The organism is Actinomyces graevenitzii C83, assembly GCF_000239695.1.
Classification (GTDB): domain Bacteria; phylum Actinomycetota; class Actinomycetes; order Actinomycetales; family Actinomycetaceae; genus Actinomyces; species Actinomyces graevenitzii.
In genome coordinates this window covers 172,537-198,305 of record NZ_JH470339.1, presented here as the reverse complement: position 1 = coordinate 198,305, position 25,769 = coordinate 172,537, and the positions used below count along the sequence as shown (strand labels likewise).

28 protein-coding genes and 1 pseudogene are annotated in these 25,769 nt (G+C 57.3%); 13 read left to right on the top strand and 16 right to left on the bottom strand.

Annotation, left to right across the window (positions count from 1 at the left end):
* Positions 1-657: a response regulator gene (locus tag HMPREF0045_RS08505; RefSeq protein WP_005987483.1), complete on the bottom strand. Its 657-nt coding sequence runs from the start codon at positions 655-657 to the stop codon at positions 1-3.
* A 177-nt stretch (positions 658-834) separates the two neighbouring features.
* Complete coding sequence (locus HMPREF0045_RS08500) at positions 835-2,115, bottom strand: ATP-binding protein (protein ID WP_005987481.1); 1,281 nt, start codon at positions 2,113-2,115, stop codon at positions 835-837.
* Positions 2,116-2,776: 661 nt separating this feature from the next.
* Between HMPREF0045_RS08500 and HMPREF0045_RS08495 the strand changes: the two genes are divergently transcribed.
* From HMPREF0045_RS08495 to HMPREF0045_RS09820, 3 genes are all read left to right on the top strand, one after another.
* Positions 2,777-4,873 carry a PspC domain-containing protein gene (locus HMPREF0045_RS08495; RefSeq protein WP_005987479.1) on the top strand — a complete coding sequence of 699 codons (2,097 nt, stop codon included), beginning with the start codon at positions 2,777-2,779 and terminating at the stop codon, positions 4,871-4,873.
* A gap of 12 nt (positions 4,874-4,885) precedes the next feature.
* Positions 4,886-5,431, top strand: a complete 546-nt coding sequence (locus tag HMPREF0045_RS08490) for a hypothetical protein (RefSeq protein ID WP_005987477.1) — start codon at positions 4,886-4,888, stop codon at positions 5,429-5,431.
* A 421-nt stretch (positions 5,432-5,852) separates the two neighbouring features.
* Positions 5,853-6,854, top strand: a complete 1,002-nt coding sequence (locus HMPREF0045_RS09820; RefSeq protein WP_155813182.1) for a hypothetical protein — start codon at positions 5,853-5,855, stop codon at positions 6,852-6,854.
* 339 nt (positions 6,855-7,193) lie between these two features.
* On the opposite strand, the gene HMPREF0045_RS08480 is transcribed toward HMPREF0045_RS09820, so the two are convergent.
* The 8 genes from HMPREF0045_RS08480 to HMPREF0045_RS08445 all read right to left on the bottom strand — a co-directional run bounded on the left by HMPREF0045_RS08480 (position 7,194) and on the right by HMPREF0045_RS08445 (position 14,774).
* Positions 7,194-7,832: a DUF421 domain-containing protein gene (locus HMPREF0045_RS08480; protein ID WP_005987474.1), complete on the bottom strand. Its 639-nt coding sequence runs from the start codon at positions 7,830-7,832 to the stop codon at positions 7,194-7,196.
* A 1-nt stretch (position 7,833) separates the two neighbouring features.
* The gene (locus HMPREF0045_RS08475) at positions 7,834-8,283 is read right to left on the bottom strand and encodes a DUF3290 domain-containing protein (RefSeq protein ID WP_005987472.1); all 450 of its coding nucleotides are present in this window, start codon (positions 8,281-8,283) and stop codon (positions 7,834-7,836) included.
* A gap of 201 nt (positions 8,284-8,484) precedes the next feature.
* Positions 8,485-9,291, bottom strand: coding sequence for a Fic family protein (locus tag HMPREF0045_RS08470; RefSeq protein WP_196793423.1), 807 nt, complete (start codon positions 9,289-9,291; stop codon positions 8,485-8,487).
* 313 nt (positions 9,292-9,604) lie between these two features.
* Positions 9,605-11,296 (bottom strand): NAD-dependent malic enzyme, encoded by a 1,692-nt coding sequence (locus tag HMPREF0045_RS08465; protein ID WP_269146533.1) that lies wholly within the window; start codon positions 11,294-11,296, stop codon positions 9,605-9,607.
* A 115-nt stretch (positions 11,297-11,411) separates the two neighbouring features.
* On the bottom strand, positions 11,412-11,852 hold the full coding sequence (gene arfB / locus HMPREF0045_RS08460) for an alternative ribosome rescue aminoacyl-tRNA hydrolase ArfB (RefSeq protein ID WP_005987467.1): 441 nt from the start codon (positions 11,850-11,852) through the stop codon (positions 11,412-11,414).
* Between the two features lies 1 nt (position 11,853).
* A complete protein-coding gene (locus tag HMPREF0045_RS08455; RefSeq protein WP_005987465.1) occupies positions 11,854-12,501 on the bottom strand; it encodes an RloB family protein in 648 nt (215 codons plus the stop codon).
* Positions 12,502-12,510: 9 nt separating this feature from the next.
* Entirely contained in the window at positions 12,511-13,848 is a 1,338-nt protein-coding gene (locus HMPREF0045_RS08450) for an AAA family ATPase (protein ID WP_231196722.1), read from the bottom strand.
* A gap of 329 nt (positions 13,849-14,177) precedes the next feature.
* Positions 14,178-14,774 carry a uracil-DNA glycosylase family protein gene (locus HMPREF0045_RS08445; protein WP_005987461.1) on the bottom strand — a complete coding sequence of 199 codons (597 nt, stop codon included), beginning with the start codon at positions 14,772-14,774 and terminating at the stop codon, positions 14,178-14,180.
* 238 nt (positions 14,775-15,012) lie between these two features.
* On the opposite strand from HMPREF0045_RS08445, the gene HMPREF0045_RS08440 reads away from it, so the two are divergent.
* The 5 genes and pseudogenes from HMPREF0045_RS08440 to HMPREF0045_RS11095 all read left to right on the top strand — a co-directional run bounded on the left by HMPREF0045_RS08440 (position 15,013) and on the right by HMPREF0045_RS11095 (position 19,234).
* On the top strand, positions 15,013-15,252 hold the full coding sequence (locus HMPREF0045_RS08440) for a hypothetical protein (protein WP_005987458.1): 240 nt from the start codon (positions 15,013-15,015) through the stop codon (positions 15,250-15,252).
* Between the two features lie 185 nt (positions 15,253-15,437).
* Positions 15,438-15,917, top strand: a pseudogene (locus HMPREF0045_RS11265) (ABC transporter ATP-binding protein); the annotation flags it as partial.
* 393 nt (positions 15,918-16,310) lie between these two features.
* A complete protein-coding gene (locus tag HMPREF0045_RS11260; RefSeq protein WP_040316315.1) occupies positions 16,311-17,081 on the top strand; it encodes an ABC transporter permease in 771 nt (256 codons plus the stop codon).
* Between the two features lie 21 nt (positions 17,082-17,102).
* Positions 17,103-17,957: a TetR/AcrR family transcriptional regulator gene (locus HMPREF0045_RS08425; protein WP_005987454.1), complete on the top strand. Its 855-nt coding sequence runs from the start codon at positions 17,103-17,105 to the stop codon at positions 17,955-17,957.
* A gap of 92 nt (positions 17,958-18,049) precedes the next feature.
* Positions 18,050-19,234, top strand: coding sequence for an ADP-ribosylglycohydrolase family protein (locus tag HMPREF0045_RS11095; RefSeq protein WP_005987452.1), 1,185 nt, complete (start codon positions 18,050-18,052; stop codon positions 19,232-19,234).
* A gap of 23 nt (positions 19,235-19,257) precedes the next feature.
* Here HMPREF0045_RS11095 and HMPREF0045_RS08415 read toward each other — a convergent pair whose 3' ends face one another.
* Positions 19,258-19,599, bottom strand: a complete 342-nt coding sequence (locus HMPREF0045_RS08415; RefSeq protein ID WP_021604516.1) for a winged helix-turn-helix transcriptional regulator — start codon at positions 19,597-19,599, stop codon at positions 19,258-19,260.
* Positions 19,600-19,754: 155 nt separating this feature from the next.
* Between HMPREF0045_RS08415 and HMPREF0045_RS08410 the strand changes: the two genes are divergently transcribed.
* From HMPREF0045_RS08410 to HMPREF0045_RS08400, 3 genes are read left to right on the top strand one after another with little or no spacing between them, the layout of a single operon-like run.
* Positions 19,755-20,390, top strand: coding sequence for an NAD(P)-dependent oxidoreductase (locus HMPREF0045_RS08410; protein WP_005987447.1), 636 nt, complete (start codon positions 19,755-19,757; stop codon positions 20,388-20,390).
* 39 nt (positions 20,391-20,429) lie between these two features.
* Positions 20,430-21,266: an SIR2 family NAD-dependent protein deacylase gene (locus HMPREF0045_RS08405; protein ID WP_005987445.1), complete on the top strand. Its 837-nt coding sequence runs from the start codon at positions 20,430-20,432 to the stop codon at positions 21,264-21,266.
* A 10-nt stretch (positions 21,267-21,276) separates the two neighbouring features.
* Positions 21,277-22,062 (top strand): protein-ADP-ribose hydrolase, encoded by a 786-nt coding sequence (locus HMPREF0045_RS08400; protein WP_005987443.1) that lies wholly within the window; start codon positions 21,277-21,279, stop codon positions 22,060-22,062.
* Between the two features lie 8 nt (positions 22,063-22,070).
* Here the strand turns inward: HMPREF0045_RS08400 and HMPREF0045_RS08395 are convergent, their stop codons facing one another.
* From HMPREF0045_RS08395 to HMPREF0045_RS08375, 5 genes are all read right to left on the bottom strand, one after another.
* Complete coding sequence (locus tag HMPREF0045_RS08395) at positions 22,071-22,475, bottom strand: hypothetical protein (protein WP_005987441.1); 405 nt, start codon at positions 22,473-22,475, stop codon at positions 22,071-22,073.
* A gap of 121 nt (positions 22,476-22,596) precedes the next feature.
* Entirely contained in the window at positions 22,597-23,001 is a 405-nt protein-coding gene (locus HMPREF0045_RS08390) for a hypothetical protein (RefSeq protein ID WP_155813181.1), read from the bottom strand.
* 17 nt (positions 23,002-23,018) lie between these two features.
* Positions 23,019-23,402 (bottom strand): hypothetical protein, encoded by a 384-nt coding sequence (locus tag HMPREF0045_RS08385; protein ID WP_005987437.1) that lies wholly within the window; start codon positions 23,400-23,402, stop codon positions 23,019-23,021.
* A gap of 95 nt (positions 23,403-23,497) precedes the next feature.
* The gene (locus HMPREF0045_RS08380) at positions 23,498-24,067 is read right to left on the bottom strand and encodes a hypothetical protein (protein ID WP_005987435.1); all 570 of its coding nucleotides are present in this window, start codon (positions 24,065-24,067) and stop codon (positions 23,498-23,500) included.
* A complete protein-coding gene (locus HMPREF0045_RS08375; RefSeq protein WP_005987433.1) occupies positions 24,067-24,516 on the bottom strand; it encodes a glycohydrolase toxin TNT-related protein in 450 nt (149 codons plus the stop codon). The genes HMPREF0045_RS08380 and HMPREF0045_RS08375 overlap by 1 nt, the downstream gene beginning before the upstream one ends.
* Before the next feature lie 105 nt (positions 24,517-24,621).
* Here HMPREF0045_RS08375 and HMPREF0045_RS08370 point away from each other — a divergent pair, with 105 nt between their 5' ends.
* Positions 24,622-24,954, top strand: a complete 333-nt coding sequence (locus HMPREF0045_RS08370; RefSeq protein ID WP_005987431.1) for an antitoxin VbhA family protein — start codon at positions 24,622-24,624, stop codon at positions 24,952-24,954.
* Positions 24,954-25,724, top strand: coding sequence for a Fic/DOC family protein (locus HMPREF0045_RS08365; RefSeq protein ID WP_005987430.1), 771 nt, complete (start codon positions 24,954-24,956; stop codon positions 25,722-25,724). The genes HMPREF0045_RS08370 and HMPREF0045_RS08365 overlap by 1 nt, the downstream gene beginning before the upstream one ends.
* Positions 25,725-25,769 lie beyond the last annotated feature (45 nt).

Genomic DNA, 25,769 nt, shown 5'->3' with positions numbered 1-25,769 from the left:
TTAGACCAGGTTACGGGCGTTAGCCCAGCGGGTTAGCTCATAGCGGTTAGATAGTTGCAGCTTGCGCAGCACTTTAGAGACGTGGGTTTCCACAGTTTTAATGGAGATGAACAGTTCACCGGCTACCTCTTTATAGGTGTAGCCGCGCGCAATTAGACGCATAACTTCGCGTTCACGGTTGGAAAGTAAGTCTAGTTCACTGTCTTCTACCTGCGCTGGGGTGGAGCCGAACGCATCCAGCACAAAACCGGCTAGACGCGGGGAGAAAGCAGCATCACCACTAGCTACCCGCTCAATGGCTGCCACCAGGTCAGACGGGGCAATGGCTTTAGTGACATACCCGCGAGCGCCGGCCCGGATAACGCTTACGACGTCGTCGGCGGCGTCAGAGACACTTAGGGCCAAAAAGCGGGTGGAGCTAACGTCTGCGCAGTCTCGAACCACTTGGGCGCCACCGGAGCCACTGCCGCCGGGCAGGTGCACGTCTAGCAGCACCACATCGGGTTTTAGAGCGTGGACGGCGGCGATTGCCCCGGGCACGTCCTCGGCCTCGCCCACTACGGTGATTCGCTGTGGTACGCGCTCTAGTTGGGCGCGCACCCCGGCGCGGATAAGGGCGTGGTCGTCAACGAGCAGGACGCGTAGAGGTTCAGCCATGTAGTTAATTGTATTGGCTCCCCTACACCCAAAATCATCCCTACACCCAAAATCATCCCTTCCCTATAAAAAATACATGGGGTTTTATAGGCAACGGACGAAATGTCAGTTTTTGTGCAGCCAGCTCCTGCCACCCAGTGCAGCCAGCTCCTACAGAGCTACTGCAAGGCCAGCCACCTACTGCAAGGCCAGGCGCAGACACACCTCTGTGCCAGGTTCGCGCGCGCGGATGGTGGCGCTGCCGCCGTGGCGTTGCATCCGGCCGATGATGGAATCGCGCACCCCGTGGCGGTCTGGGTTTATGGTTTCTAGGTCAAAGCCGGCGCCGTGATCGCGCACGTAGGCTTCCACTTCTTGGCCGCTGACCTCCACATATAGGCTGATTGGGGGTTTGCCGTGGCGTACCGCGTTGGCTAGGGCTTCACGCAGGGCCGAGGTGAGCACGCGGGTTTTGGCGGTGGCCGGGGTGTCTCCCACAATCACGCTATCTACAGGCACGCCGTAAAGCTGCTCAATTTCACGTGAAACGCTTTCTACCTCGCTGCGAAGGTTTTCGTTGGTGGGATGGTTGTCCCCGTAAAGCCAGGCGCGCAGTTCACGTTCTTGGCTTAGCGCCAGGGCGGCCACACGCTGGGGATCGTCAGCTTGGGCGCGCAGCAAGGTGAGGGTTTGCAGTACCGAATCGTGTAGGTGGGCGGCAATGTCGGCGCGTTCGGAGGCGCGCGCCTGGGCGGCTTGGGTTTGGGATAGTTGTCTGATTACTCCCAGCCACAGCGGGGCGAGCACTAGGGCCACCACGCTTAGCATCACTAGGGCCGCGAACGCACCGATCAGCATGCCTGACATGTCGGTGTGGTCGCTAAGCCAAATCAACACCCCTAAAACTGCTAGGGCCAGGCCGGCCGCTAAGCGCGCGATTGCCGCCATTGAACGCGGGGTATGCATTACTTCTTCGGCTTGGCTCCAGGCCAGGGCAGCGCCGCAACCGATTATCAGCAGCGGCAGGTAGGCGTTGCTTTCCAGCCAGCCTCGACTCCAGGCCACCAGGATTGCGGCCAGGGCTAGCAGCACTACGCCGCTAAATATGGTGGTGGCCTGATCTCTGCCGTCTTTGCTCTGTAGCTGGTTTAGCTGCGCGGCCAGGCGGGTGGGGGCGGCTAGCTGTGAACTGGCTGGGTTGCCGGCTGGAATTAGGGCTATGGCCAGGGCATATGCCATCGCGCCGACCCCGTTTAGGAAGAGCAGACCCACAAAAATAGCGCGCACTAGCCACACGTTTACGCCCAGGTGCGTGGCTATGCCCGCGCACACCCCACCCATTAGGGCTGCTGGTGGCATGTGCCCGTCAGCTAGTGGGGTGGGGTTGTGGTTCAGGCGCACCAGTTGGGGGCGCGACGACGCCGCCCGGGTACCGCCTTGAGTTCCGGCTCGGCTACCGGCGCCCTGGCCACCTGTCACACGGCTGGCTCCCGGCTGCCTACCGCCCGCCTGGGGGCCGGCCTGAGTAGCACTCCCCCACGCGCGGCTTTCCTGCCCGTAGACACTGTCCCACGGCCAATTTTGCCGACCATAGTGACTGCGCGCGCCGTCTACTTGCGAACCGGCGCTCCCTCGCCCACTACCTCGGGGGTTACGCCAACTAGGCGGCGGAGTGAAGTCGGGGCGCCAGGGTTGGCCCGCAGTTAACTCAGACTGGCCCGCCGCAAACTCAGACTGGCCCGCCGCGAGGGCTGACTGGGCGCCAGCAGGGTCCGACTGTGCGGCAGCGGGGGCCGGCTCGGCGGCCTGAGCCCCAATAGGGGCAGATGCGGCCGGAGCTGAGGCGACCGGCGCTGAGGCGAGCGGCGCTGAGGCGAGCGGCGACGTCGGATCTGGGGATAGGTGACGCTGAGCCCGCCAGCGGCGTCGAACCCGCAGACTGTGGCGTCGAACCTGGCAGGGGCTGCGACCTCGGCCCTGGGGAAAGCTGCGGCAAGTCAGAGAACTGATTAGGGGTGGCACTCACGTTTATATAGTTGCACGCACAGGGGTGCCATTAGGGGTGGGTAGGGATTAATCAGGGTTATATCAGGGTAGTCCCCAATATCGCCAAAGCATCGGTTAGCTGCAAACTTGAAGCATGAACAGCAAAGACTTTAACAACGACGCCGAGCGCGAGGGTGCTGCGGACTCTACTTCCGCGCAGGGCTCCGCGCAGACCAGCTCTGGGTTCCAGGGCTCAGCGCAGAGCGGCCAGAGCGCTTACGGGCAAAACGGCCAGAGCGCTTACGGCCAGGCCGGCACCGCGCAGGGCCGCCCCGGCCAGACCTTCCAGGGCACCGGCTACCAGGCCCCCGGCCACCAGGGCCCCGGCTACCACAGCAACCCCGGCACCTACGGCCAAAGCGGCATGGACCGCTTCTTTAACTCGATCCGCGCCATGAACCTCTACCGCGCCCAGCCGCGCGTGCTTGGTGGCGTATGCTCGGGGATTTCCCAGCGCTACGGCATCGACATGACCCTGGTGCGCATCTTGTTTATAGTTGCCGCCCTGCTTGGTTTTGGCGGTTTCCTCTACGCCCTGGCCTGGGCTTTCCTGCCCGAGGTTGAAGATGGGCGCATCCACGTGGAGCAGGCTCTGCACGGCGACTTCACCGGCGGCCTGGCTGGCGCGATTGTGTTAGCGCTCTTTAGTGGCGCCCCGGCAAGCGTTTCGCTAGGTTTCTTACCCATCTTACCCAGTTTTTTTGGTAATAGCACCCTTATTGGTATCGCCGCTGTGGTAGCAGTGCTGCTCATCGCTAACTCACGGCGTAACTCGCAAAACTACTCTGGCTACCCCTACGGCCCTGGCGGTTACGACGGCGGCGCTGGCTATGGTCCCGACGGCGGCAACGGGGGCGGCACTGACGGCGGCTACGGAAACAACGGCGTCGGCTCAGAAAACTACGACCCAAACGGGGCTTACGCCTCAACCCGAGGCTACGACGGCGGCGTCGGCCACGGCCCCAACGGCACTTACAACGGCAATTATGGCCCCAACAGCGCTTACAACGGAGGCGAGGGCCAGCAGGTTTTTTCCGCCCCGCCCGTAGGCAGCAACGGTAAGCCCATTCCGCGTTGGCAGGGCAACTACAACGCGGGCGGCCCGCGCCCTAACTACCAGCCCTACCAGCGTAAAAACTGGGTACCCGGACCGGGCAGCATGTTAAGCCTGATCACCCTGGGTTTGCTGGTGATGTGCGCAATTCCTATGGTGCTTGAGCAGAGCCTGCGCTCCCTGGTGATCTCGGCGGCCTTAGCGGCAGGCGTGATGGGCCTGGCCCTGGCAGTGTGCGCAGTACGCGGACGTCACGGCGGCTGGATCAGCGTAATGGCAGTATTTTCCCTGATTTTCGGTTTCATGCCGATCGCTGCAATCACTTCGGCGGCACCGCAAAGCGCGCTGGATATTGATTGGCAAAATGTTCGGGTAGATAAGTCCAACTACAACTACATGGTTCCTTCGATCCCGAACTTCGTAGGTGAAACAACCCTTGACCTTACCCAGGCTCCAGCCGGCGAAAACCGCACCATCACGGTGAACTCTTTTGTTGGCCAGCTGACTATTAAAACCGCCTACGGACAGAGCGTGCGGATTGAGATGGACCACTCTAAGGGTGTAGAGGCGGCCACGCTGAGTGCCTACTCCCCCTGGCAGGTCAGTGAGAACGGCGTCGTGCACACCCTGCAGCCCACCAACACCTACAACTCTATCGACGGTGACGACTCCGACGATTTCGACGACGACGCCAGCACCCCCACCCCGCGCAACTGGGTGACCGCCTCCCCCAGTACGGCAGCGACCAGCCCCTCTGGTACGGCCGTGGCCAGCCCCAGTACAGCAGTGGCTACCCCCTCTGGCACCGCAAGTGCAACCCCTGGCAGCGCAGTGGCCAGCCCCGGCGCCACGGCGTCGAGCAATGGTGACAACGGCAGCGGCGCAGGCAGCAGCGCGAACAATGGCACCAATTCGGGCAGCTCGCGGCCGTTCGCCATGTACTACTACGAAAAGAGCACGGTTAACGGTTGGCCTTCAGGCTCTGGCAGCAAGCTGATCTTCTCTTCGCCGGCTAGCGTGCAGAGCGCAAATGCAAAGGGCGCGAACGCACACAGTTCAAAGGGCACCATCACGGTCAAGGTGGGCCAGGCTGTAGGCCAGGTGCGCACTATCGAATCGGCCCCCACCAGCAACTAAGGAAACAAGCAAATGAGCATCAACAGCAGCTACCTGAATCCCGATAGCTCCGGTGACCCCTACGGGTCCAGCAGTTCCAATAGTTCCGCTGACTCCTACAACTTCAGCGGAGGCTACAGTTCCTACGATGAGCCTGCCAGCCCGCTGTCCACCACCGGCGCCGCCAGCGCGACGGGAGCTAGTGAGACGGGGACCGGCACCACGGGAGCCAGCGCCACGGAAACCAGCGCGAGCGGCACTTCGGCCAGCTCAGCCGCTTACAACTCCACCGGCGCTTACTCCAACGATGCCTACGAGTCCACCGGCTCCTCCGAGTCCACTAAGGACGATGCGGTCTGGCGGGGCCAGAGCAGCAAAGAGCCTGCCGAGCTAAAGCGTCCGCGTGTGTCCACCCTGATTGCTTCCCTGATCATGTTGGCCGCAGCCGCAATTTTGGGGGCGCTGGCTATGGGAGTGCACTTCTCCTGGACGGCGGTAGGGGCTAGTACCCTGGGCACGATTGGCCTGGTCTTGATCGTGTCGGCATTCTTCGCCAACCGCAACAAGTCCCACTCCTGACAACCAAACACAGGCAAATACAGGCAAAATCGTCCGTTCCCTATAAAAAATACGTGTATTTTTATAGGGAACGGACGATATTTCAGTTTTTGTGCACCCAGGGCCGGTTCAGTTTTTGCGGACCCAGGTGCCGGTTCAGTTTTGTAGAAGACCCAGGCACCCAGCAACACAAATGCCGCCCCCACCCAGCCGAGCGCCGTCGTCGGCCCCAAAACCTGCACATTTACCACTTAACCGCCACCCTCACCACCCACGCGGGGCTTAATCCCCATACCCGCGCCGCCGCCAGCGTAAATACCCTGTAGGCAGTTAATGTCACTTGGCCCGGGCGCATTGCGACGACGCCGGGCCCCGCCACAGGGAGGGTAGCCCCATGACCACAGTGGGCGCAGACGTAGAAGCCCTACGTCAACTGGCGCAAATGTTTACGGATAACTCGTCGAAACTGACCGGCGACGTAATTCCAACGATCAACTCGCGGCTAAATTCCAGCGGCTGGGTGGGCGAAGACGCCGACAGCTTCAAGGCCGACTGGCACGGTCACCTCATGGGCCAGCTCAACAACGCAGCGACCCAGCTTTCCGACGCCGCCGCCACGCTAAACCGCAACGCGGATGAGCAGGAGCAGGCCTCCTCGATCGCGGGAGCCAGCTCGGCGCTTCAAAGTGGGCTTTCCAACCCGCAGCCGGCGAACAATGATCCTGCGGCTGAAAAGGCCAAGCATTGGTGGGAAAAGGCCGGGGACAGCATTGCTGACTGGTGGAACAAGCCGCTCAAAGACAAGCTGCATGACATCAGCGATGTTACCGGAAAGGCAGCTACAGTCTGCACTATTGCCGCCGGGCTGCTAGCCCTGACTGGTGTTGGCGCACCGGTGGCTGCTGCTCTGTTTACGGCTGGGCAAGTGTTAACAATTGCTTCGGCGTCAACTGATATTGCCTCAAACGGCATGAAACTATACGACGGCGATATTGGTTGGGGCGAGTTTATAGTTGAAACTGGCTTTGACGCCGTGTCAATTGCAGGCGCAGGTGGCACTTTAGCAAAGCTATCTGAAACTTCCACCATTGCAACACAAGCAGTTAGCGGAGAAATCAAACAAGCTGCCACCACCCCAATCAATAACACAGCTAAATTAGTTTGCGAAGGGACTACAAAAGAAACATTGCATGCATACGAACTGCGGCAAGGTGTATTATCACATACACTAAAGGATACGTTAAAGGAAATCGGTAAAGAAACCTTCAAAGACACAGAAAGAGAACTATATGAAGCTAATATTAAATATGCCGCACAGTGGTGCGATAATGGTTCTCAGGCCGTATACAATCCTTACGAAACCGTGCTTAAACCAATCGTTAAAGGTGCTGCAGGCTCTTGGGGAGAGTTCGTACCGACAAAGGTAGGGAAATATAAGGAATAGATAGCTAGGCAACCCTACTGCTTAACGCAGCAGTTAGCCAGCTAAAATGATCTAGTCTGGTAGTCAGCTTAACTTTTGGCACCCCAGTTCAGCACTGGCTAGCAATAGCTAGAGTCAACCAGGTAAGCCACAGCCCTGGCTAGTTAAACGCATTTACGTAGCCAGCCAGCACTGCCTAGCACCGTACTACAAACACACATCGCGGTGCCTGCATGGTATCTGCACGACGCCGGCACGGAGCCTACATGTTGTGCACTGCGTCTGCAGATACTGACATTTCATCCCTTCCCTATAAAACCCCATGGAATTTTTATAGGGAAGGGATGATTTTGCCTGTGTTTACTTGTAGGGCACAACCTCAAGCTTGCCGTCTACAAGTTCGCCAAGGTAAATGTGCTTTGCCGAGCTGTAGCCCTGCTCCTTGAGCTGCTGCTTCACCCATGCCTTGTCTTTGTTGGCAAGCGCTAGACCAAGGCTGATGATCTGGCCATCGCTAATGATCGGCAGCAGCGGAATCTTGCTTTGTGCACCACGCTGACGGATGATCAGATTACCGTTTGCCTCCATAATGCCAACCTTCACATCGCGAATGCTGGAGATGTTCTCCTCACGCAGGCAACGGCTTACCTGCTCGGCACGCAAACCAACCCTGGCGCAATTGGCGACTTTCAGTTCGCCGTCGTAAATGATGACTTCCGGCTGGCTTGAGATAGCCCGCCTAAAGGTCTTGTTACTGCTTATCAGTAGCTTTGCCGAGATCACCACAAGCGACCAGATAAGCGCAAGGATCAGGAATTGCAGCACGGAGACTGAAGAGTTGTAAATGACGCCGCCGATAATTCCACCCAGCACAAAGTTCTGACCCTGGTTAAGCGGAGTATTTACCGAAAACTCATATTTCCCCATAATGTTAATCTGAATAATCATTACGAGGATACCAAGCACAAACTTAATTGCGGTTAGCGTATAGAAATCCATGTCAGTGCTTCCCATCCACATAAACGTTGTGGTCAATAATGTGCGTACGCTCAAGCGTGTAGGAGTTGTTGTCTTCGTTCAGGTGAACGCGGTAATTCTCGTCTTTAAAACGCACAATAATGCCGTCTTTTAGACTGGTTGAATTTACCAGTACTTCGTCTGTGGAGATTTTTTGATCCTGGGCAACGCCCTTAACGAAAAGCACTAACTGCTTTGACTGGGCCGCTTGGTCACTCAGGTCTAGATATTGCTCGGTCTGAATCCCCACCAGCACCAGCGAAAGAATCAGGGTACCTACACCCAGATCCCGCCAGCGGGTGCGCATCCTGTCGCGCATGTAAAGCACGCTGAAAACCAGGCACACTAGTAGTAGCGCCAGGATCGAAATCACTCGCATGGTCCAGTCAGTCGACTGCTGCGAGATGATGTAATCAAGGGTATAAAAGTCCATTTGTCACTTCGGTTTCGGCTTTAGTAGGTCCCCGCAGGTGGCAGGGGGTGGACGACGTCACAGGCAAAATCATCCCTTCCCTATAATTTTTCCATGGGTTTTATAGGCAACGGACGAAATCTCAGTATTTGTGAGGCATTTCCTTTGGCGACCCCCGCCAGGCCCTTATTCCTGCTACTTCCTACACCGACGTCGTCCCTTTCAGCCAGCGCTCCCAGCAGTGCCAGCACTACCAGCCCTACCAGCACTCCCGGCAATGCCAGAAATTCCGGCAGGAATCTGGAAGTACTCCAGGTAGGCCACAAAACGATCCTGCGCACTCAGGCAAGTGTCAGTGAGGAAACCATTTTCGTCGCCCCAGCGTTCCAGGCCACGATAGTAGAAACCTTTGAGGTCGTCAGTAATTATGAACGGCACGATCCCGGCCGCCAGGCACTGATGCAGCATGAGCAGCCGCCCCACGCGTCCGTTGCCGTCTTGAAATGGGTGGATGCGCTCAAAGCGCACATGCCAGTCCAGAATCTGTTCCAGCGTGGCAAGGCGGTTGGCGGCGTCGAACAAGGGGGCCATGTGTTTGGCGACGTCGCCGGGGGCACTGGTCTCATGCATGGCCACTTCGTTGGGCACCCGCTTATAGTCCCCGACGGCGAACCAGTCCAGGTCAGAGTGGGTTGTACCCTGCTTGAGAATGCGGTGCAGATCCTTTACGTAGGCTTCATTAATAGGTGAACCGACGGCGTCGATAACGCGATCGATGGCGCGAAAGTGGTTGCGTGCCTCAACGATGTCATCTACGCGCAGGCCGTCCCCGCCAACTGTTGAGGTTTCAAAAATGAGGCGCGTCTGTTCCTGGGTTAGCTGGGACCCCTCGATATGGTTGGAGTTGTAGGTCATCTCCACCTGCAGGCGGTGGTAGATTCCGCCGCGCACACCCGCCGCACGCTCCTGACGAAGCCTGGCCACCAGCGCTTGTTTGTCGCCGTCAGTGGGGATTACAGAGGGTGTCATTGGGTAATTATCACATGGAGTTAGACCGACAAATACAGGCAAAATCATCCCTTCCCTATAATTTTTCCATGGGGTTTTATAGGGAAGGGATGAAATCTCAGTATTTGTGAGGCATTTCCTTTGGATACCCCCGCAAGGCCTTTATTCCTGCTACTTCCTACACCGACGTCGGCCCCGCAGGGGCTCTTCTTGCTGTGACTTCCTAGGACGACGCCGCCTTGGTTTCTACTGCTACAACCTTCGTCTAAGCTTCAGCTAGCAGCAGGCCGCGCCTACTACCCCTCGGCAACCGGCGCGGCCTTGCTCTCACAATTCAGCTCTCTAGGTCCCGGTAGACCGGCTGCCACATGGCGCGGCGAACGGCCTCGACGACGTCACCCGGATCCATGTCGCACTGGCCATCTGCGATAGCCTGACGGACGACGGCAACCGCGACAGTCGCCGACGACGCACGCAAGTGATCCACCGGCGGCAGGAGGGACGCACCCAGTTCGTGCGACGTTACCTGACTGGCCACGGCCTCGGCAGCGGCCAGAATCATCGCATCGGTCACGTGAGGGGCGCCGGACACGATCGTTCCAAGCCCCAGGCCCGGGTACAGCAACGAGTTGTTGCCCTGCCCAATGTGGAAAGTCGTCCCCTCGTAGTCGAAGGGAAGGATCGGAATGCCCGTGGCCACCAGTGCCTGCCCCTTGGACCAGGCGATGATGTCCTGCGGCATAGCCTCAATCTTCTCTGTCGGATTCGACAGAGGCAGGACGATGGGCCGCTCGCACCCCTCGCTCAAAGACTCGATGACATCCTGAGTGAAGGCACCGTGATCCGTAGATGTTCCGATCAGGATCGTCGGGCGAACGCGGCGCACGGTCTCCAGCAGGCCGATCGCGCCATCCTTGCGCTCCCAGTCGGCGACCTCGGAGGCGCTGCGCGCGTAGGCAGCCTGGTAATCGGGCAGCCCCTCCATGTCGTCGGTCACCAGTCCGGCGCGGTCAATCAGCCAGATGCGATCCTTCGCCTGCTCAGGGGTCAGTCCCGCGCGCACCATGCCCGCGTGAATCTGGTCGGCCATGCCGGTTCCTGCGGTGCCCGCGCCGTAGACGAGGAGGCGCTGGTCCGCGAAGGTCGTGCCGTTGGTCTTCATGCCCGCGATGACAGCGGAGATGACGATTGCTCCGGTGCCCTGCATGTCGTCGTTGAAGATGCGGTACTTATCCCGGTTGTTAACCAGGATGCGGCGTGCGTTCGAGGCGCCGAAGTCTTCGAAGTGCAGGAGTGCGCGAGGGTACAGCTCGGATGTGACGCTCAAGTACTCATTGACGAGGGCGTCGTAGCGTTCTCCACGCACGCGACCATGGCGGTTGCCGAGGTAATCGGGGTCGTTGAGCAGTTCCTCGTTGTCGGTGCCGACGTCGAGGTTGACCGCGATGACGCGCGAGGGGTCAATACCGGCTGCGGCTGTGTAGACGGCGAGCTTGCCGACGGAGATATCGGTGCCGTTGACGCCCCAGTCGCCGATGCCGAGGATCTGTTCGGCGTCGGAGACCACCAGGAGGTCGACGTCATCGGGGCCGAGGCCAAGGCCTTCAAACGTAGGCCGCACATCCTCGACTCGATCCACGGACAGGTAGACGGCGCGCGAGCGGCGGTAGTCTGCGGACCACTTCTTGATGGCCTCGCCGATGGTCGGATCGTAGATAATGGGTAGAAGTTCGGCGATGTGGTCGATGATCACCTTGTAGTACAGCGTCTCATTGCGGTCGTGCAACTGTTCGAGGTAGATGTACTTGTCGAGGTCATCGTCGAGTCGACACACTTGCTTGTAGGCGCGTGCGGCCTGTTGTTCGAGTGTTTCGACAGCTGCGGGAAGACGACCCATCAGCCCGAAGCGCTTGCGCTCTTCGACAGTGAAGGCGGTCCCACGGTTAGTCTGGGGGTCGGCGATGATTTGGGGTTTTGCTGGCATCAGCGACTCCTTTCTGGTTGTTGTGCCCTTTGGCGCGCGTATTGGTTGGGTGCGAGCCAGCCCAGCACGCTGTAGGGGTGTTCTTGATTGTAATGCTGGGATCAGGCGATGAATCCAGGCCCGTTAGGGGGTGCCCTGCCTTGTTCGCCTAGTCTGCTTACTCCATGCCAGGACGACGGCGCCCCACTTTGAGCTCGGAACGTTTCTTTTTGTCTGCCAGGCGGCGCATTTTAGCTGCGCGACTGGGCTTTGTAGGACGGCGCAGTCGGGGCGGGGCTAGTGAGGCGCGCAAAACTGCGGCTAGTCTTTCGCGCGCGGCCACGCGGTTGCGGCGCTGGGAGCGATGTTCGGCGGCAGCAACGGTTAGGACGCTGCCGTTGAGGCGTTCTCCCAGGTGAGTCAGGGCTCGCTGGCGCTGGACATTGTCTAGGGCGGTGGTTGTGGCCAGGTCAAGACTGAGCTGCACGCGCGAATCTGCGGTGTTGACTCCCTGCCCGCCGGGGCCTGAAGCGTGAGAGAAACGCTCCACTAGCTCGCCAGCGGGAACAACCAACCCATGCGGGCAGCCCGGTCCGGGCATAATACGCAAATCATCCATATCAGCGTTTTTTCTCTTTAGGATCCAGCTCGTCGAGCCAATCGATTAGTTCTGGTAAATCTGTCCATTGGGACGAATTCCACGCATCCGCGTCGATGTCCAGACTTGAGCGTCTTTGACGTGCACAGCTTACCGCTCTATCAGTTGCCTCGATGAGCTCTGAGGAGATATTGCAACCCTTTTTGTATTGACCCCATCGCCAATTTTTTTCTAGTTCTTTCTCGGTTTTCTGGGCAGTTGACGACGACGGATTTGCGCAAAGGTGGAGAAGTAACCAATACTCAATGCAGGGATGGGAAACTGCAGCATGATGTTTATCTGAGTTCTCAAGCCATTTCTCTAGCTTAGACTTATGGAGCTCGTTTTGGTCTCTGTCACAGACAATCCAGGCACCTTTAGTATCACCTCCATTTTTATTTTCTTCATACCGTATTTTCTCCAATAATTTACTCAGTGACGATCTATCTCCTGTATTTGCAATATCAAAGACAATACGGTCACCGTATCTACTTGTGCGTAAGGATTGCAGATACTTTCGTTCAGTCTCGCCCTCTGCCGCAAACAGCACCAGCGGTTTAAGAGACTTTCCCTCAAACCGCTGACGGTCTCCACGAGTTCTCTTTCTAGACGGAGGCTTCCTTTTCGCCATGATGAGCCCTTAGAGACGTGGGACGCCGCCAAGGCGGCCAGACATATAAGCCTTTTGCAGATCCATTCCGTCTCGAACGCCTTCAGCAGAGAAATCTGTCAGGCGAACAAGCTCAGAGTTGTGGCCATGCTTTTCAACAAGCCAAATCTCATCCCTGCGTAGCATGTCACAGTGAAGCAGGTGAACTTCATGAGTAGTGAATATCAGTTGTCGACACTGATCGTTTCCTGTTGAATTCAAGAAACGCCGTAATAGCTCTTCCGTAAGTTTTGGATGCAAAGAATCTTCCAACTCATCAATTAGGTACACTCCACGGTTATTTTGCTGCCCTGCCCGGTAAAGGATAGGAAGCAGATTTAGGTAGCGGATAGTACCATCTGACTCCTGATCAAGAGGTAACTTAAACTGTTCGTCGCCGTCTTTATGCTTGGTTACAAGCCGTTCGTAGGAGACTTCCCCGTTTTCCTTAAGACGCATACGGAAAACCGCCCCCTCGCTAATGTTATTGGCCAAGAAGGCTTCTTTGTCATCAACAAGCTGAGACTCAAAGTGCGACAGCATCTCATCAGGCATCGGCACTTTCTCACGCTCAACGGGATCGAACAAAACATCGCAAATACCTGTGTCCGCCGTCGATAATCCAGAGACCATCTGCTGACGAAAGGTGTCATATTTCGCAATCCCTTGCGACATCATTACAAATGACGTGCCTCGACGGATCACGTTAAGAGAATCAAACCATTCAATGACTCCAGCGATAAGCCCAATGTTTTTCTGCTCGCTATTAGCTAGTGTTTCCAGCAGCAGTCGGTTTGTCTGGACAGTTAATGCCAGAGCTTTTACAAACTCATTGTCTTCAAGATCCCCATACAGTTCCACGCCCTGTTCATCGCGAGTAAAGACTGCCTCCTCGTCAACAGAGCGCAAGCGATAAAGCGATTCTGCTACAACCTTCTCGGCGGTGTAGGACACTTCGTAATAGACAATCGCATCCCTTTTAGAGGTTGAATCAGGAACATTAAGAACAATCTCGACGCCGAGCACGGTAGGCTCCCCCACACCATAAAGCTTGTGGGGCTCATAGGGAATACGCCGACCTCGCGCCCGAGGCTCAAACACTAACGTCTTGAGCTGCTGCGCTGCATCAAGCAGAGCAGATTTACCAGCAGCATTAGCTCCATAGATGGCAGTGGTAGGCAAAATCCGCGCTTTACCGTCACGGAAAAGAGTCTCGCTGTGACGGCTTTCCTTGCCGGCGATCATCGTGAAATCAACTGGCTCATGGAACGATTTCCAGTTTTCCAGGTGAAGGACCCGCAGCATTGCCATCTCCAACGTTTCTAACAAGATGCAAAAATTATACATCTTGTATGAAACGAATTCAACTTATTCGTTTCACCTAATGACCACTTTTCCCAGCATTTAAGCCAGTCAGCCCATCATCTGCAGGCAGTTTGCGCTTGGGTTGTTTCACCCAGCACGACGTCGTCAGCCAGTCTCGCTTTAACGTCACTTGCCGCGACCGGCCCCGCTTCACCAACCAGACCAACCTAACCCACCCGCCCACTTCACCTGCAGTAGACCGGATTCTAGAGGTTGTCACAGCCCCACACCGCCTCACCAAGCTCCCACCTCTTTAAACGCCCCCTCGCTAGACCTCCCCTCACTAAGCCCCTCTAAAGCAACTCCCCCACGCGCGCCTTGAGCTGGGGCAATACTTCTTCGTCGAACCAGGGGTTTTTCTTCATCCAAATCTGGTTGCGCGGCGAGGGATGCACCAGCGGGAAGTACGTGGGCAGATAGTCGCGATAGTTGCGCACCACCTGGGTCAGCGAGGTGGAAGACTTCAGGTGCAGGTAACGCTTGGTGGCATAGCTTCCCACCAGGATGGTTAGCTCCAGGTCAGGCATGAGCTCCAGCAGGCGCGGGTGCCATTTTTCAGCGAATTCTTTGCGCGGCGGCAGGTCCCCGCTTTTGCCGGTGCCAGGGAAGTAGAAATCCATGGGGACAATGGCCAGTTTGCCCGAGTTGTAGAAGGTTTCGCGGTCAATGCCCATCCATTCGCGCAGGCGGTCGCCACTGCGGTCATTCCAGACGATGCCGCTTTCTTCCGCGACGCGCCCGGGCGCCTGCCCCACGATCATGATTTTGCATTGGGGCCCGGCGTAGAACAGCGGCTCCACCCCGCGCTTGGTGTAGTTGGCGTTGGCCGGGTCTGCCGCAATGGCTTTGGCGATTGCTTGGAACTGAGGGTAGGTAATCTCTGGGGTCATATTTCCAGCCTAGACCCGTTTTAATTCGCGCACACCGGTACACGTCAAGACGTCCCGATACACTGTGGTTATTAAGGACGACGGCGCCCGCCCCGGTGCCAGCGTCGTCTCTGGGTGCCGCATTGGCGACGTCACCCGGGCGCAGCCTTGCTCAGGCTTAGCGTTGCCGGCGTCGCCCCCCACCTGCACATCCCAGCGATACACCCGCGAAAACTAGTGAAACCAGCAAGGAGCAGCCATGCAAGCTGACAAGATCGAAGCCGTCATGTCTGAATTTTTGGGCGAGGGCTACCGCATTGTTGGCGACGACGGTGCCCTGTCCCCCGCGATTGAGTGGGTGGATTGGGTTTGCGGCCCTGACGACGACGGCGATGGCGATGAGGGCGAAAAGGTTGAGGTCACTTTCCAAGATGGCTCTACCCGCACCTTCGATAAAGGCGTGCCCATGCGCCAAATCTGGCACGAATACGCGGACTAGTCTCTAACACAAAACCACACAAACCGGCCCTGGTTTGGCCTTCCACAGGGAGGCCAAACCAGGGCTTTTGCCTGCGCAAAGCCCCTAAGTTTTGTTCTGTAAAACCCTCTTGCGCCCCTAAGTTAACACTGTTAACCTACTTCCCGGCGCCAAAAGTTAACAGCGTTAACCAACTGGAGGAAACAGTGAACACCACACCGCCAGCCTTACTGGCTCGCGACATTCACAAAACTTACGGATCCAATCAGGTCTTGCGTGGGGTCAGCCTGCGCGTAGAGCCAGGCCAAATCTTGGGGCTGCTGGGCCGCAACGGCGCTGGGAAATCAACCTTCATCACCATCGCATGCTCACTGCGCCGCGCAGATTCGGGAAGCGTGACCATCTGCGGCGTCGACCCCACCCAAAACAATGTTGGCGAGTTAATCGGTTACGCCCCGCAGGAGCTGGGCATTTACCCGGATCTAACCGTCGCCCAAAACCTTGGCTATTTCGGCCGCCTGCACGGGCTGGGCCGCCGCGCCGCCAAGGCACGCAGCGAAGAAGTTATGGAAATGCTGGGCCTGACAGGAAAAGCCAATCAAAGCGCCAAGCATCTGTCGGGCGGCCAGCAGCGTCGCCTGCACGCAGGCATGGCTATCATGCATCGCCCGAAACTGATTTTCATGGATGAGCCAACTGTTGGCGCTGACGTGGAAGCGCGCAGCCAGATTCTGGACACTGTCAGGCAGTTAGCTGCGCAGGGTGCCGCCGTCGTCTATACCTCCCACTACCTGGCCGAATTTGAGGAGTTGGGGGCCGACGTCGCCGTTTTGAACCAGGGCCGCCTGGTAGCCCAGGGCTCGCTGGAGCAGATCGTGGCCACCTACGGGCAGGTTCCTGTGCAGGTGCACGTGCCTCAAGCTGACCTGCACAGCGCCTACCTGCAGATCCTCAAAGAAAGCGACGCCGAGGATCTCGCCCCAGCCCCAGCCCCGCAGGCAAGCGCCCCGCCCAGGCTCCGGAAAGCGCCCCAGCCACACCCCCGGCCCCACAGGAAAACACCCCCAAGGAGAGTGAAAATGAAGCCGCTTAAGCAACTCAAACAACTAAGCGCCGTTGCGGGCCTGAACCTGCGCCTGCAGCTGCGCGACCCGGCGCCCACGCTGGTTTTGACGGTGATTCCGCTGGTGCTGATCCCGTTCATGATGCCAGCTTTTAAGGCGATGCTGCTAAGTGATGGCTACCGGGGCGTTTCTGGGGCCGAGCAGGCCGTACCTTCAATCGCGGTGCTGTTTTCGTTCCTGGCCGTGCAAAATATTATTGACTCGTTTTTTAATGAGCGCAGTTGGGGTACTTGGCAGCGCCTGGAGGCCTCCCCACTGTCGCGCCCCACGGTGCTAACCGGCAAAGCGCTGGTGGCCTACATAATTCAAAGTGCACAGATACTGGTGGTTTTGTCCCTGGGAGCAATTATTTTCGGCTTTGACCCGAAGGGTTCGCTGCTGGCGTTGCTGGCAACTTTGCTCAGTTTTTCGGCGGTTTTAGCGGCGCTGGGCGTGGCCATTGCGCTGTGGACGCACAGCCGGGACACGGCCTTGTCACTGTCTAATATTGTGGGGATGCTGGCGGCCGGTATTGGCGGGGCGTTTTGCACGGTTTCGTCTTTTCCTGATTGGGCTCAGGATGCCGCGCGCGTTTCGCCTGCTTATTGGGCGATCGACGCGATCCACAAGGTGAGTTTGGATGGGCAGGGTTTTGCCGATATTTGGCCCAGCTTGGCGGTTTTGTGGGGATTTTTCGCGGCAATTGCAGCCCTGGCCTTGGTACAGTTTCGTTATAGGCAGGAGTAACCACAGCTGAGCGGAGAGTCTATGGCGTCGTCGAAATCTCGTGCGCTTACACGCGACATTATTTTGTCAGCCGCGCTGGAGTTGGTTGACGACGCCGGACTTTCTGCCCTGTCGCTGCGGAGCCTGGGCAAGCGCTTAGGGGTTTCGCAGGCCGCGTTTTATCGCCATTTTCCTGATAAGGCGGCCCTGCTGGAGGGTATTTGCGAGCAGCTTTGGCGGCTAACTTATGAGCGTTTTTTGGCTCTGGTTCAAGGGGCCGACGGCGTTCACGACGACGCCGCACCGGGCGCCCCTGCTACAGCGGCTGCCCCTGCCGCACCGGGCGTCCCTGCCGCACCGGGCGCCCCTGCCGCATCGGGCACCTCTGACCAGGCCTTGCAGGCGCAGGAATATATTCGCCAGTATGCGAACTGCCTGCGCGCCACTTTGCAGGATCACCCCAACACGGTCATTTTGCTGATGACCCACCCGATTTCCACGCCTGAGCAGCTTTCCCTGCTAGCCGGGGTGCTTGCTTCGCTGGCCCGCAGCGGTTTTACGCCCACTACGGAAACGTTGGCGCTGATCACGTCGGTTTCGGTGTACACCACTGGTTTCGTTGCCGCCGAGGTAGTGCCGCCTGCTGGAACAAGCGACGACGCCGTCGCCAAGCCAGGCAGCGCCGCCCCAGCCGCAGCCCCCACTCCAGCCGCCCCCTCTGAAGGGGCCGACGACGCCGTCGTCGCTGGCACAGAAGACCTCATGGCCGTCAGCGCCATGCTTGACCCGGCTGACGCAGCCGCCTTGCAACCGCTGATCGGCGAAGTTTTAGCCGGAAAATGGGATTTCAGCGCCCAGTTTGAGCGCGGCTTGGAAGCTATTTTGCGCGGCTGGTAGTCGGGCCGCCGCCAGGACAAAATCGCCAACCAGCCAACGCTCGCCAACCAGGCAACGCCCGACAACCAGAACATTTGAAAAGGAACACACAAATGGGAAACATCGACAAGTATCGTGGCTGCCTGCTGGGCGGGGCTGCCGGTGACGCGCTGGGTTATGCGATTGAGTTTGACCGCGAGGAGGCGATTGCTGCGCGTTACGGTTCGCACGGTATCCGCGACTACCAGCTAGATGAGCGCGGCTTGGCGCCGTTTTCTGACGACACGCAGATGACTTTGTACACCGCCAACAGCCTGCTATGCTCGCTGGCTGCGCTCTCAACTCAGGCCTCTGGCGGCTCCCAGGCTTCCAGCAGCGCCCCCGTCTCCAGCGACACCCACGCCGCTGGCGGTGCCCCTGCCCCGGCACCCGCCACCCTGCCTTCCCCCGCCGCGCTTGCCGCTTACGCGCCGGCCCAAATGGCCCAGTTCTATGTGGAGTGGATGTATACGCAGGTCAGCCCCTACCCGCTAGCTAATCACAAAGCCTGGATTTCCAGCCTGCCTGAGCTTTTTGCCTCGCGCGCACCGGGCGTAACCTGCATGAATGCTTGCGAGGCCATGGCTAGCGGCGCCAAAGCTGTAAATAACTCCAAGGGCTGCGGCGGGATTATGCGCATGGCGCCGGTGGGGCTGATCAACACTTGCCCGAGCTTTTCCGGCGTCGAGCTGCAACGCCTAGGCGCGCAATTAGCTGAGCTAACCCACTGCCATGAGCTGGGCTGGATGCCGGCCGGGGTGTTTGTCCATATTGTCAGCCTCCTGTCCCGCGACGAGACTAGTTCAGTGCGAGAGGCTGCCACGCAGGCGTTGAACACTTTGCCTGAAGCTTTCCCCAACGCGCATTATCTTGGCCAGTTGCAGGAGCTGCTGCGTTACACACTGCGCCTGGCAAACAGTGACATGCCTGACTTGGAGGCGATTCATGCCCTGGGCGAGGGCTGGGTGGCTGAGGAGGCCCTGGCCATTGGTTTGTTGTGCTCGCTGCGCCACGAGGATGATTTTGCAGGGGCTATCACCTCGGCGGTCAACCATGGTGGAGACAGTGATTCCACGGGGGCTATTACCGGCAATATTGTCGGCGCTCACCTGGGGCTGGCTGGGATTCCGCCGCGTTATTTGGAGCATTTGGAGCTGCGCGACACGATCAGCAAGATCGCTGATGACCTGTTCACCGGCCCGCAAGCCTCCCCGGATCTCTACTTTCCGCCCGTCAGCCCCGACGGCGACGCCGTCTAGCCCCAGCGCGTAAGCACGTTGATCTAACTATCGCGCAGGCTCTTCTTATAGTTTTCACCCCACTGGCTCATTGCCTGCAGCACCGGTTGGAGGCTTTGGCCTAGCTCCGTGAGGGAGTACTCAACTCGCGGCGGCACCTGCGCAAATACTTCGCGATGCACAATCCCCGCCTCTTCCATGGCACGCAGATTTGTGGTGAGCACCTTTTGGGAGATTTTGCCGATTGAACGCTGCAGCTCTTTGAAACGCAAGGTCCCCTTATCTCCCAGATCGCGCAGGATCAGCACCTGCCACTTGTTACCGATCAGGGTCAATGTTGTCTCTACCGGGCAGGCCGGCAGCTGATCTAGCTTCAACCCCACCATTCCTCCTTATATATCAGCAGGTCACGCCAATAGTTACTTTTAGGTACCTATAGCACAAAATAGTGCCTACTTCCTAAAGTTATGCATTGATTCTACGCTGTTACTCGTAAGGAACACAGAGCGATTTACGCGCGAATCTACCTAAAGGAAAACTCATGGCTAAGTCAATTGCAGTCGTCGCAGCAAACGGGCACTCCGGTCAGCTCATCGTCAAGGAAGCTCTAGAACGTGGCCACGACGTGACCGTTTTTGTCCGCTCTGAAAACAGGACTCCCGCCAAGAAGGCCGTCATCAAGGACATCATGGAGCTCAGCGCTCAGGACCTGGAGGGATTTGACGCAGTTGTTGACGCTTTCGGCGCTTGGACCCCGGAAACCCTCCCCCAGCACTCAACTACTCTGGCTCACCTGAGCGACATCCTCTCTGGCAGCGACACTCGCCTGCTAGTTGTAGGTGGGGCCGGCAGCCTCTACCTGAACCCCGAGCACAGCCTGACCGTTGCGCAGGCCCCTGACTTCCCCGAGGCCTTCAAGCCGCTCGCTCTTGCGATGGGCGCTGCTCTGACTGAGCTACGTAAGCACGACGACGTCCGCTGGACCTACATTTCCCCCGCTTGCGATTTCCAGGCTGATGGCGAGCGCACCGGCGAGTACATCCTGGGCGGCGAAGAGCTGACCGTGAACGAGCGCGGAGAATCCATCATTTCTTACGCTGACTTTGCTGTGGCTATGCTCGACGAAATCGAGTCCGGCAACCACGTAGGCCAGCGCATCAGCGTTGTCCGCAAGTAAGCATTATCTGCAAGTAAGCATTGTCCGTAAGCAAGGGACATGACTAAAACCTCACGCCTTCTGGAAGCGCTAACCAACGCAGACGCCGTCGTAGTTGGAGCCGGAGCGGGCCTTTCCACCTCAGCGGGCTTTACCTACTCCGGTGAGCGCTTCCAGAAGTATTTTGCGGATTTCATTGAGGCCTACGGGTTTTCTGACATGTACTCGGCCGGCTTTTATCCTTTCAAAACTTTGGAAGAACAGTGGGCTTACTGGAGCCGGCACATCTGGTACAACCGCTACGTCCCAGCCCCCAAGGACACTTACGACAAGCTGGCTCAGCTGTTAGCGGGCAAATATTTCTTTGTGCTCACCACAAATGTGGATCACCAGTTTCAACTGGCCGGTTTCCCTAAAGACCGTTTGTTTTACACGCAGGGTGATTACGGCCTGTGGCAGTGCTCCCAGCCTTGCCACGCCGATACTTACGACAACTATGAGACCGTGAAGCTCATGGTTGAAACCCAGCGTGACATGCGTGTTTCCAGCGAGCTTGTGCCGCACTGCCCCAGGTGTGGTGAGCCTATGAGTATGAATCTGCGCGCCGATCACACTTTCGTTGAGGACGCCGGCTGGCATCAGGCGGCCCAGCGCTACCAGGATTTCATGGCCGCTCACCGCGCTGACAAGGTGCTTTACCTGGAGCTGGGGGTTGGCGCCAATACTCCTGGCATCATTAAATACCCTTTCTGGCAGCGCACTTATGCCAATCCGCTGGCAACTTATGCCTGCATTAATTTTGGGCAGGCGCAAGCCCCGATTGAGATCAGTGAACGCTCTATTCTTATAGATGGAGATATTCACCAGGCCCTAACGCAGGCGTTAAAGGAGTCATAGGAGGCAGGCAATGCTGGAAAGTAAAAAGGAGGCGCTGCTATCTGAACTGGTGGCGCAGCTGTGTGCGGAGCGTAATTTTGCTTTCCCGCAGGTACAGGGCTTTGATGAGCTGTGGCCGCATTTCCGCGCCTTGGTTAACACCCGAGAGCCTGCGCCTATCTCTCCTTTTTGGCTGGAAAAGCAGGATGAGTTGCTGTCTGGTTTGCTGGCGGAAGGCGGTATTTCTAGTCTCGACGACGCCGCCGTCAGTCCGCTTAATCCTCGGATTCGTCTGTGGCAGGGTGACATTACCCGCCTAGCTGTTGACGGCATTGTTAATGCTGCCAACAGCCAGATGCTGGGATGCTGGCAGCCGGGACATTTTTGTATTGATAACGCTATCCATACTTTTGCTGGCGTGCAGTTGCGTCTTGAATGTGCGCAGCTGATGCAGGCCCAGGGACATGAGGAACCCACAGGGCACGCCAAAATCACTGGCGCCTACAACCTGCCGGCTAAGCGCGTGCTTCACACGGTTGGGCCGATCTATAACCCGGCACTGCCAGACATTGGGAAATATAAGCTGATGAGCAGCTATTTACAGTGTCTAGATATGGCGCAGGAAAACGGTTTGAAGTCGCTGGCTTTTTGCTGCATCAGCACCGGCGTGTTTGGCTATCCCAAGGAGCCTGCAGCAAAAGTTGCGGTTGACACTGTCCAGCGCTGGTTGGAGGCAACCCAGGCGCAAATGGATGTTGTCTTCAACGTCTTTGGTGACGAAGATTTGCAAATTTACCGCAGGCTTTTGGGGTTCTAGACAGCCTATCAGTTCTGGTTAGCTGTGGGTATGTACATCATTAGTTCAAGGCTATCCATGATTTGACTCATTGATTTGTTGAACTTTTCGTAGTTAGTGTTTTGGAATTCTTCGTTTACGCAGGCAACCATAACATTTACGTAGTCGGCCTGGTTGTAGAAGGTTACCACCACGGGCACGTCAATAATTGTTAGCACGCCCCGGATAGAAATAGCTTTAGACTCAGGGATCTGTAATATTTCTTCCGGTTGACTAATCTGGATTGGTAACCCGTCCACTAGGATCTCGGTTTTTTTGAAATAGTCGTAAACCCCGTGCACCGCTTTTAGCTGCTGCTGCCACGAAACCGGGCGGGTGAGCCGGTAGTTGGCGTGGATCCAGCCATTTTCTTCTTTTTCACGAATCAAAATCATTACAGTTCCCTATCCGCTCTTGGTTCAGCCCGCAGGCTTGTGACCAGCTACTATGCAGCGACCTGTGCTACAACACGCACATCCTGCGCTGCAGCACAGCAAGCTAAGGCCGCAGCGCCGACTACCTACCGGCCTTGAGTTGTTCCTCGGGCATATTCATGGCGATTTCCATATTGTCAATGAATTTGCCAATGAATTTGTTATAGTGCTCGTAGTCCAGGTTTTTTAGTTCTTCATTGTTGCACTCAACATAGACGTTAATGAAGTGGACTTGGGTATAGAAAACAATTTCTACATTAGTCCTAGCCACCATCAGCAATCCACGAATTGAAATATTCCAGTTTTCAGGGATCTTGAGAATGTCTTCAGGGGTTTTAATTTCAATCGGCTTACGGTCAACCAGGATTTCAACATTAGCGAAGTAATGCCAGGCTTCGTAAACCCCTTGTAGCATCATTTCCCATGAGGCCCGGAAAGTCAGGTTGAAAGTAGACAGCAGCCAGCCGTCGTCCTCATGATGGCCCATGAACAGCATGGTTCCTCCTAGCCAACCGCGTCGATGGCGGCTTTGGCGTCAGCTAAGCCAACCCCGGTGCGGTCTCGGTAAATTTTGATGGCGTTGATTTTTTTGCCCATCCGCACTAGGTGGAGTTCTTCGGGGGTTAGTTCCAGCCAAGCAGCGGCCTCATAATCTGCAGCCCCAGCCCCGACGACGCCGTCGCCGGCCCCGTAGGCACCCTGAGCGTACTCACTAGCGTCACCATAGGCGCCCGACTGGCCATACTCACTGACGCCCGGCTGACCATTTCCCGACTGGCCGTAACTGACCCCTAGACGCAACTCCAGGCTCCTGACCTGCGCTTTTAACCGGTGGTTTTCCGTGCGCAAGCGCTCAATCTCTGCGGCCTGATCAAACCATTTACCCATAACGTTCCCTTACATACTTATCAAGCCCGGCAGGCTTGCGCCCGCCGCAATATTTAAAAATTTTCTAGCGCTTTTTACCTGGCCTCACAGCCAACCTATTTGGAGCTTTCTGATTTCTCAGCGTTCTGTGAGCGCTCAGAGCCTGGTGCCGGCTCCACCCAGTTGGCCAATATGCCGCCGGCTGGGTCTTTAAAGGCCGCCAGTAGATCTTTGAATCTCATGCCGGCCACATGCGAGAACTGGTTGAGCTCGTAGTGGTCAGGGAAGATGGTACGCAGCTGCATTGGTACGGGCTTGCCGTCTCTGGTCAGGCGCCCGGTAATCAATGAGAGCTGTTCAAAACCCCAATGCGGATCCACGCTTTGGGGACTTCTGGGCACCCGGATCGCCTCCCAGCCCTTGTAAAAGCGAGCGTTGCGGCCAATGCGTAGCACCGCCCAGTTAAGCATGAGTTCACTGTAATCGCTGATCATGGTGGGAACGCGAGTTTCGGCATACTCGCTTTCGCCGTAAAAAGCTTGGGCGTGTTCACCGCTGGTGTTCCACACGTGCTGCCAGCTGCGCCCACAATCCCAGGTCAGCGACAATGCATCGCTTTCACGAAGCCGAATCTGCGCCCCTGCCGTCTCCGCAAAGTGAAACAGCTCAGCAACTTGCCACCACATTATTCTGACCTCCCAGTCAAAATCCCCAGCTCAAGGCATTCAATAGCGGTCAACACAATGTCTTCGGCCAGAAACTGCACCTGACGCGCACCGCCGGGCAGATCAAAGTAGGGCACGTTAATACCGGTGCGGATCGAGCATCCCTGCGGCAGCTGCTTGATTTCGTAGCTGTAGTAGGGGTCATTTAGGGCGAATATATCCAGTGAGCGATACTCAAAGTAGGTGGGCCGCTCGCCGACGGGCCGGTGCCACAGGTATTTGCCGTCCGGGTAGCCCACACGATCCACATACGGCCCATAAAGCTGCAGGTAGTCCGCCAGATTCGTAAACACCTGCACGGTAGAGCGGTCCATGCGGGCTAGCACCTGGTCACTGTCAGGTAGGAAGCGGATAATCATGTCCCCGCGAAAACTAGGGTCGTGTATTTTCGGCACGTCCTGAGCGCCCATCTTCCCCTCCTTACGTTTATAACTAGCGTAAGTCTATGCCTGCTTTTGCTCACGACGGCGCAGTTCGCCCCGTAGAATGAGCTTTCAGAAGAAACGAGGCCGCCCATGACAAGCCGCAGCACTGACCGCCCTGGCCGCAGCGACGCCGTCGGCGCAAGTAGCGATATCACCGCACGTAGCGATGTCACTGCACGTAGCGATGCTGCCGCAAGCCGCAGCGACGCCGTCGGCGCAGATAAAGCAGAAACGCAACCCCAAAACTGCACCTGCGAAAACCGCTCCCCTGCAGAAAAGCTCGTATTTGCCAAGGCAGCTCTAGCCTTGGCAGGCCACGAAGTCACTGACCTGGCGCTGCGCAACATTTTGGAGCAGCAGGCCTGCGGCAACCTAACTGGAGAGCAGGCACGCGCAGCAATCAGAAAGCACGTGCAAGGCTGATGGCACGCCAAGTTTTTCGCACCTGGGAGGATTACTTCATCCCCGGCACCTCAGTATTGCGCAATAAATTCATCACTCCTGGCAATCCATATGGGGAACCTGACGCTGTCAAGTTACGCTTACTGGAGGAGGGCTACGCTAGCTCCAGAATTTTGGAACTGGCGCAAACGCCGATCAAAGGCAACTTCGATTACGCCCACATGAAGGCAATTCACCGCCATATTTTCCAAGATGTCTATGAGTGGGCAGGTCAGGAGCGGCTTGCTCCCCTGGACACGTTCATGGTCAAGTCTGGCCCAGACATTGTCCATTACCCGTTGGGAGATCCGACTGCTCCGCAAATGTCTTACCAGTACTATCCAGCAGGCCCAGTCTTAGGGCAGGCAGCCAATGAGCAATACCGCAGGCTCAGCAAAATGGATTTGTTGCGCGGCTTGGATCATGAAACTTTCGTGACAGAGCTGGCTGAGATTTGGGGCGAGTTGAACGTTATCCACAGTTTCCGCGAGGGCAATACACGCACGCAGTTCGTGTTTTTCTCCCAGCTGTCTGAGCAAGCCGGCTGGAAGCTTGATCCTGCGCTTTTTGCGCCGAGCACCCCTGCCTGCAATAAACCAGGCACACCCACCAGTAACAGACCAGGCACCCCCGCCTGCAAGGAATTCGTAGCAGCGCGTTTCTACAGTCAGGCAACTGGCAGCAACCAGCGTCTAGCTGCAGCTTTGCGCCCCGCCATCGTGCCTTTAACTGCCCCTCTAGAGCAGGCTTAAAAGGGTAAAAAGGACAAACATCTAGAGTTCCCACCCCACGCCCCC

Excerpts from the sequence above, each read along its gene's own strand:
- HMPREF0045_RS08505 (WP_005987483.1), bottom strand. The coding sequence starts at position 657 with ATGGCTGAACCTCTACGCGTCCTGCTCGTTGACGACCACGCCCTTATC.
- HMPREF0045_RS08495 (WP_005987479.1), top strand. The coding sequence starts at position 2,777 with ATGAACAGCAAAGACTTTAACAACGACGCCGAGCGCGAGGGTGCTGCG.
- HMPREF0045_RS08490 (WP_005987477.1), top strand. The coding sequence starts at position 4,886 with ATGAGCATCAACAGCAGCTACCTGAATCCCGATAGCTCCGGTGACCCC.
- HMPREF0045_RS09820 (WP_155813182.1), top strand. The coding sequence starts at position 5,853 with ATGTTTACGGATAACTCGTCGAAACTGACCGGCGACGTAATTCCAACG.
- HMPREF0045_RS08480 (WP_005987474.1), bottom strand. The coding sequence starts at position 7,832 with ATGGATTTCTATACGCTAACCGCAATTAAGTTTGTGCTTGGTATCCTC.
- HMPREF0045_RS08475 (WP_005987472.1), bottom strand. The coding sequence starts at position 8,283 with ATGGACTTTTATACCCTTGATTACATCATCTCGCAGCAGTCGACTGAC.
- HMPREF0045_RS08470 (WP_196793423.1), bottom strand. The coding sequence starts at position 9,291 with ATGACACCCTCTGTAATCCCCACTGACGGCGACAAACAAGCGCTGGTG.
- arfB (WP_005987467.1), bottom strand. The coding sequence starts at position 11,852 with ATGGATGATTTGCGTATTATGCCCGGACCGGGCTGCCCGCATGGGTTG.
- HMPREF0045_RS08455 (WP_005987465.1), bottom strand. The coding sequence starts at position 12,501 with ATGGCGAAAAGGAAGCCTCCGTCTAGAAAGAGAACTCGTGGAGACCGT.
- HMPREF0045_RS08445 (WP_005987461.1), bottom strand. The coding sequence starts at position 14,774 with ATGACCCCAGAGATTACCTACCCTCAGTTCCAAGCAATCGCCAAAGCC.
- HMPREF0045_RS08440 (WP_005987458.1), top strand. The coding sequence starts at position 15,013 with ATGCAAGCTGACAAGATCGAAGCCGTCATGTCTGAATTTTTGGGCGAG.
- HMPREF0045_RS11260 (WP_040316315.1), top strand. The coding sequence starts at position 16,311 with ATGAAGCCGCTTAAGCAACTCAAACAACTAAGCGCCGTTGCGGGCCTG.
- HMPREF0045_RS08425 (WP_005987454.1), top strand. The coding sequence starts at position 17,103 with ATGGCGTCGTCGAAATCTCGTGCGCTTACACGCGACATTATTTTGTCA.
- HMPREF0045_RS11095 (WP_005987452.1), top strand. The coding sequence starts at position 18,050 with ATGGGAAACATCGACAAGTATCGTGGCTGCCTGCTGGGCGGGGCTGCC.
- HMPREF0045_RS08415 (WP_021604516.1), bottom strand. The coding sequence starts at position 19,599 with ATGGTGGGGTTGAAGCTAGATCAGCTGCCGGCCTGCCCGGTAGAGACA.
- HMPREF0045_RS08410 (WP_005987447.1), top strand. The coding sequence starts at position 19,755 with ATGGCTAAGTCAATTGCAGTCGTCGCAGCAAACGGGCACTCCGGTCAG.
- HMPREF0045_RS08405 (WP_005987445.1), top strand. The coding sequence starts at position 20,430 with ATGACTAAAACCTCACGCCTTCTGGAAGCGCTAACCAACGCAGACGCC.
- HMPREF0045_RS08400 (WP_005987443.1), top strand. The coding sequence starts at position 21,277 with ATGCTGGAAAGTAAAAAGGAGGCGCTGCTATCTGAACTGGTGGCGCAG.
- HMPREF0045_RS08395 (WP_005987441.1), bottom strand. The coding sequence starts at position 22,475 with ATGATTTTGATTCGTGAAAAAGAAGAAAATGGCTGGATCCACGCCAAC.
- HMPREF0045_RS08390 (WP_155813181.1), bottom strand. The coding sequence starts at position 23,001 with ATGGGCCATCATGAGGACGACGGCTGGCTGCTGTCTACTTTCAACCTG.
- HMPREF0045_RS08385 (WP_005987437.1), bottom strand. The coding sequence starts at position 23,402 with ATGGGTAAATGGTTTGATCAGGCCGCAGAGATTGAGCGCTTGCGCACG.
- HMPREF0045_RS08380 (WP_005987435.1), bottom strand. The coding sequence starts at position 24,067 with ATGTGGTGGCAAGTTGCTGAGCTGTTTCACTTTGCGGAGACGGCAGGG.
- HMPREF0045_RS08375 (WP_005987433.1), bottom strand. The coding sequence starts at position 24,516 with ATGGGCGCTCAGGACGTGCCGAAAATACACGACCCTAGTTTTCGCGGG.
- HMPREF0045_RS08370 (WP_005987431.1), top strand. The coding sequence starts at position 24,622 with ATGACAAGCCGCAGCACTGACCGCCCTGGCCGCAGCGACGCCGTCGGC.
- HMPREF0045_RS08365 (WP_005987430.1), top strand. The coding sequence starts at position 24,954 with ATGGCACGCCAAGTTTTTCGCACCTGGGAGGATTACTTCATCCCCGGC.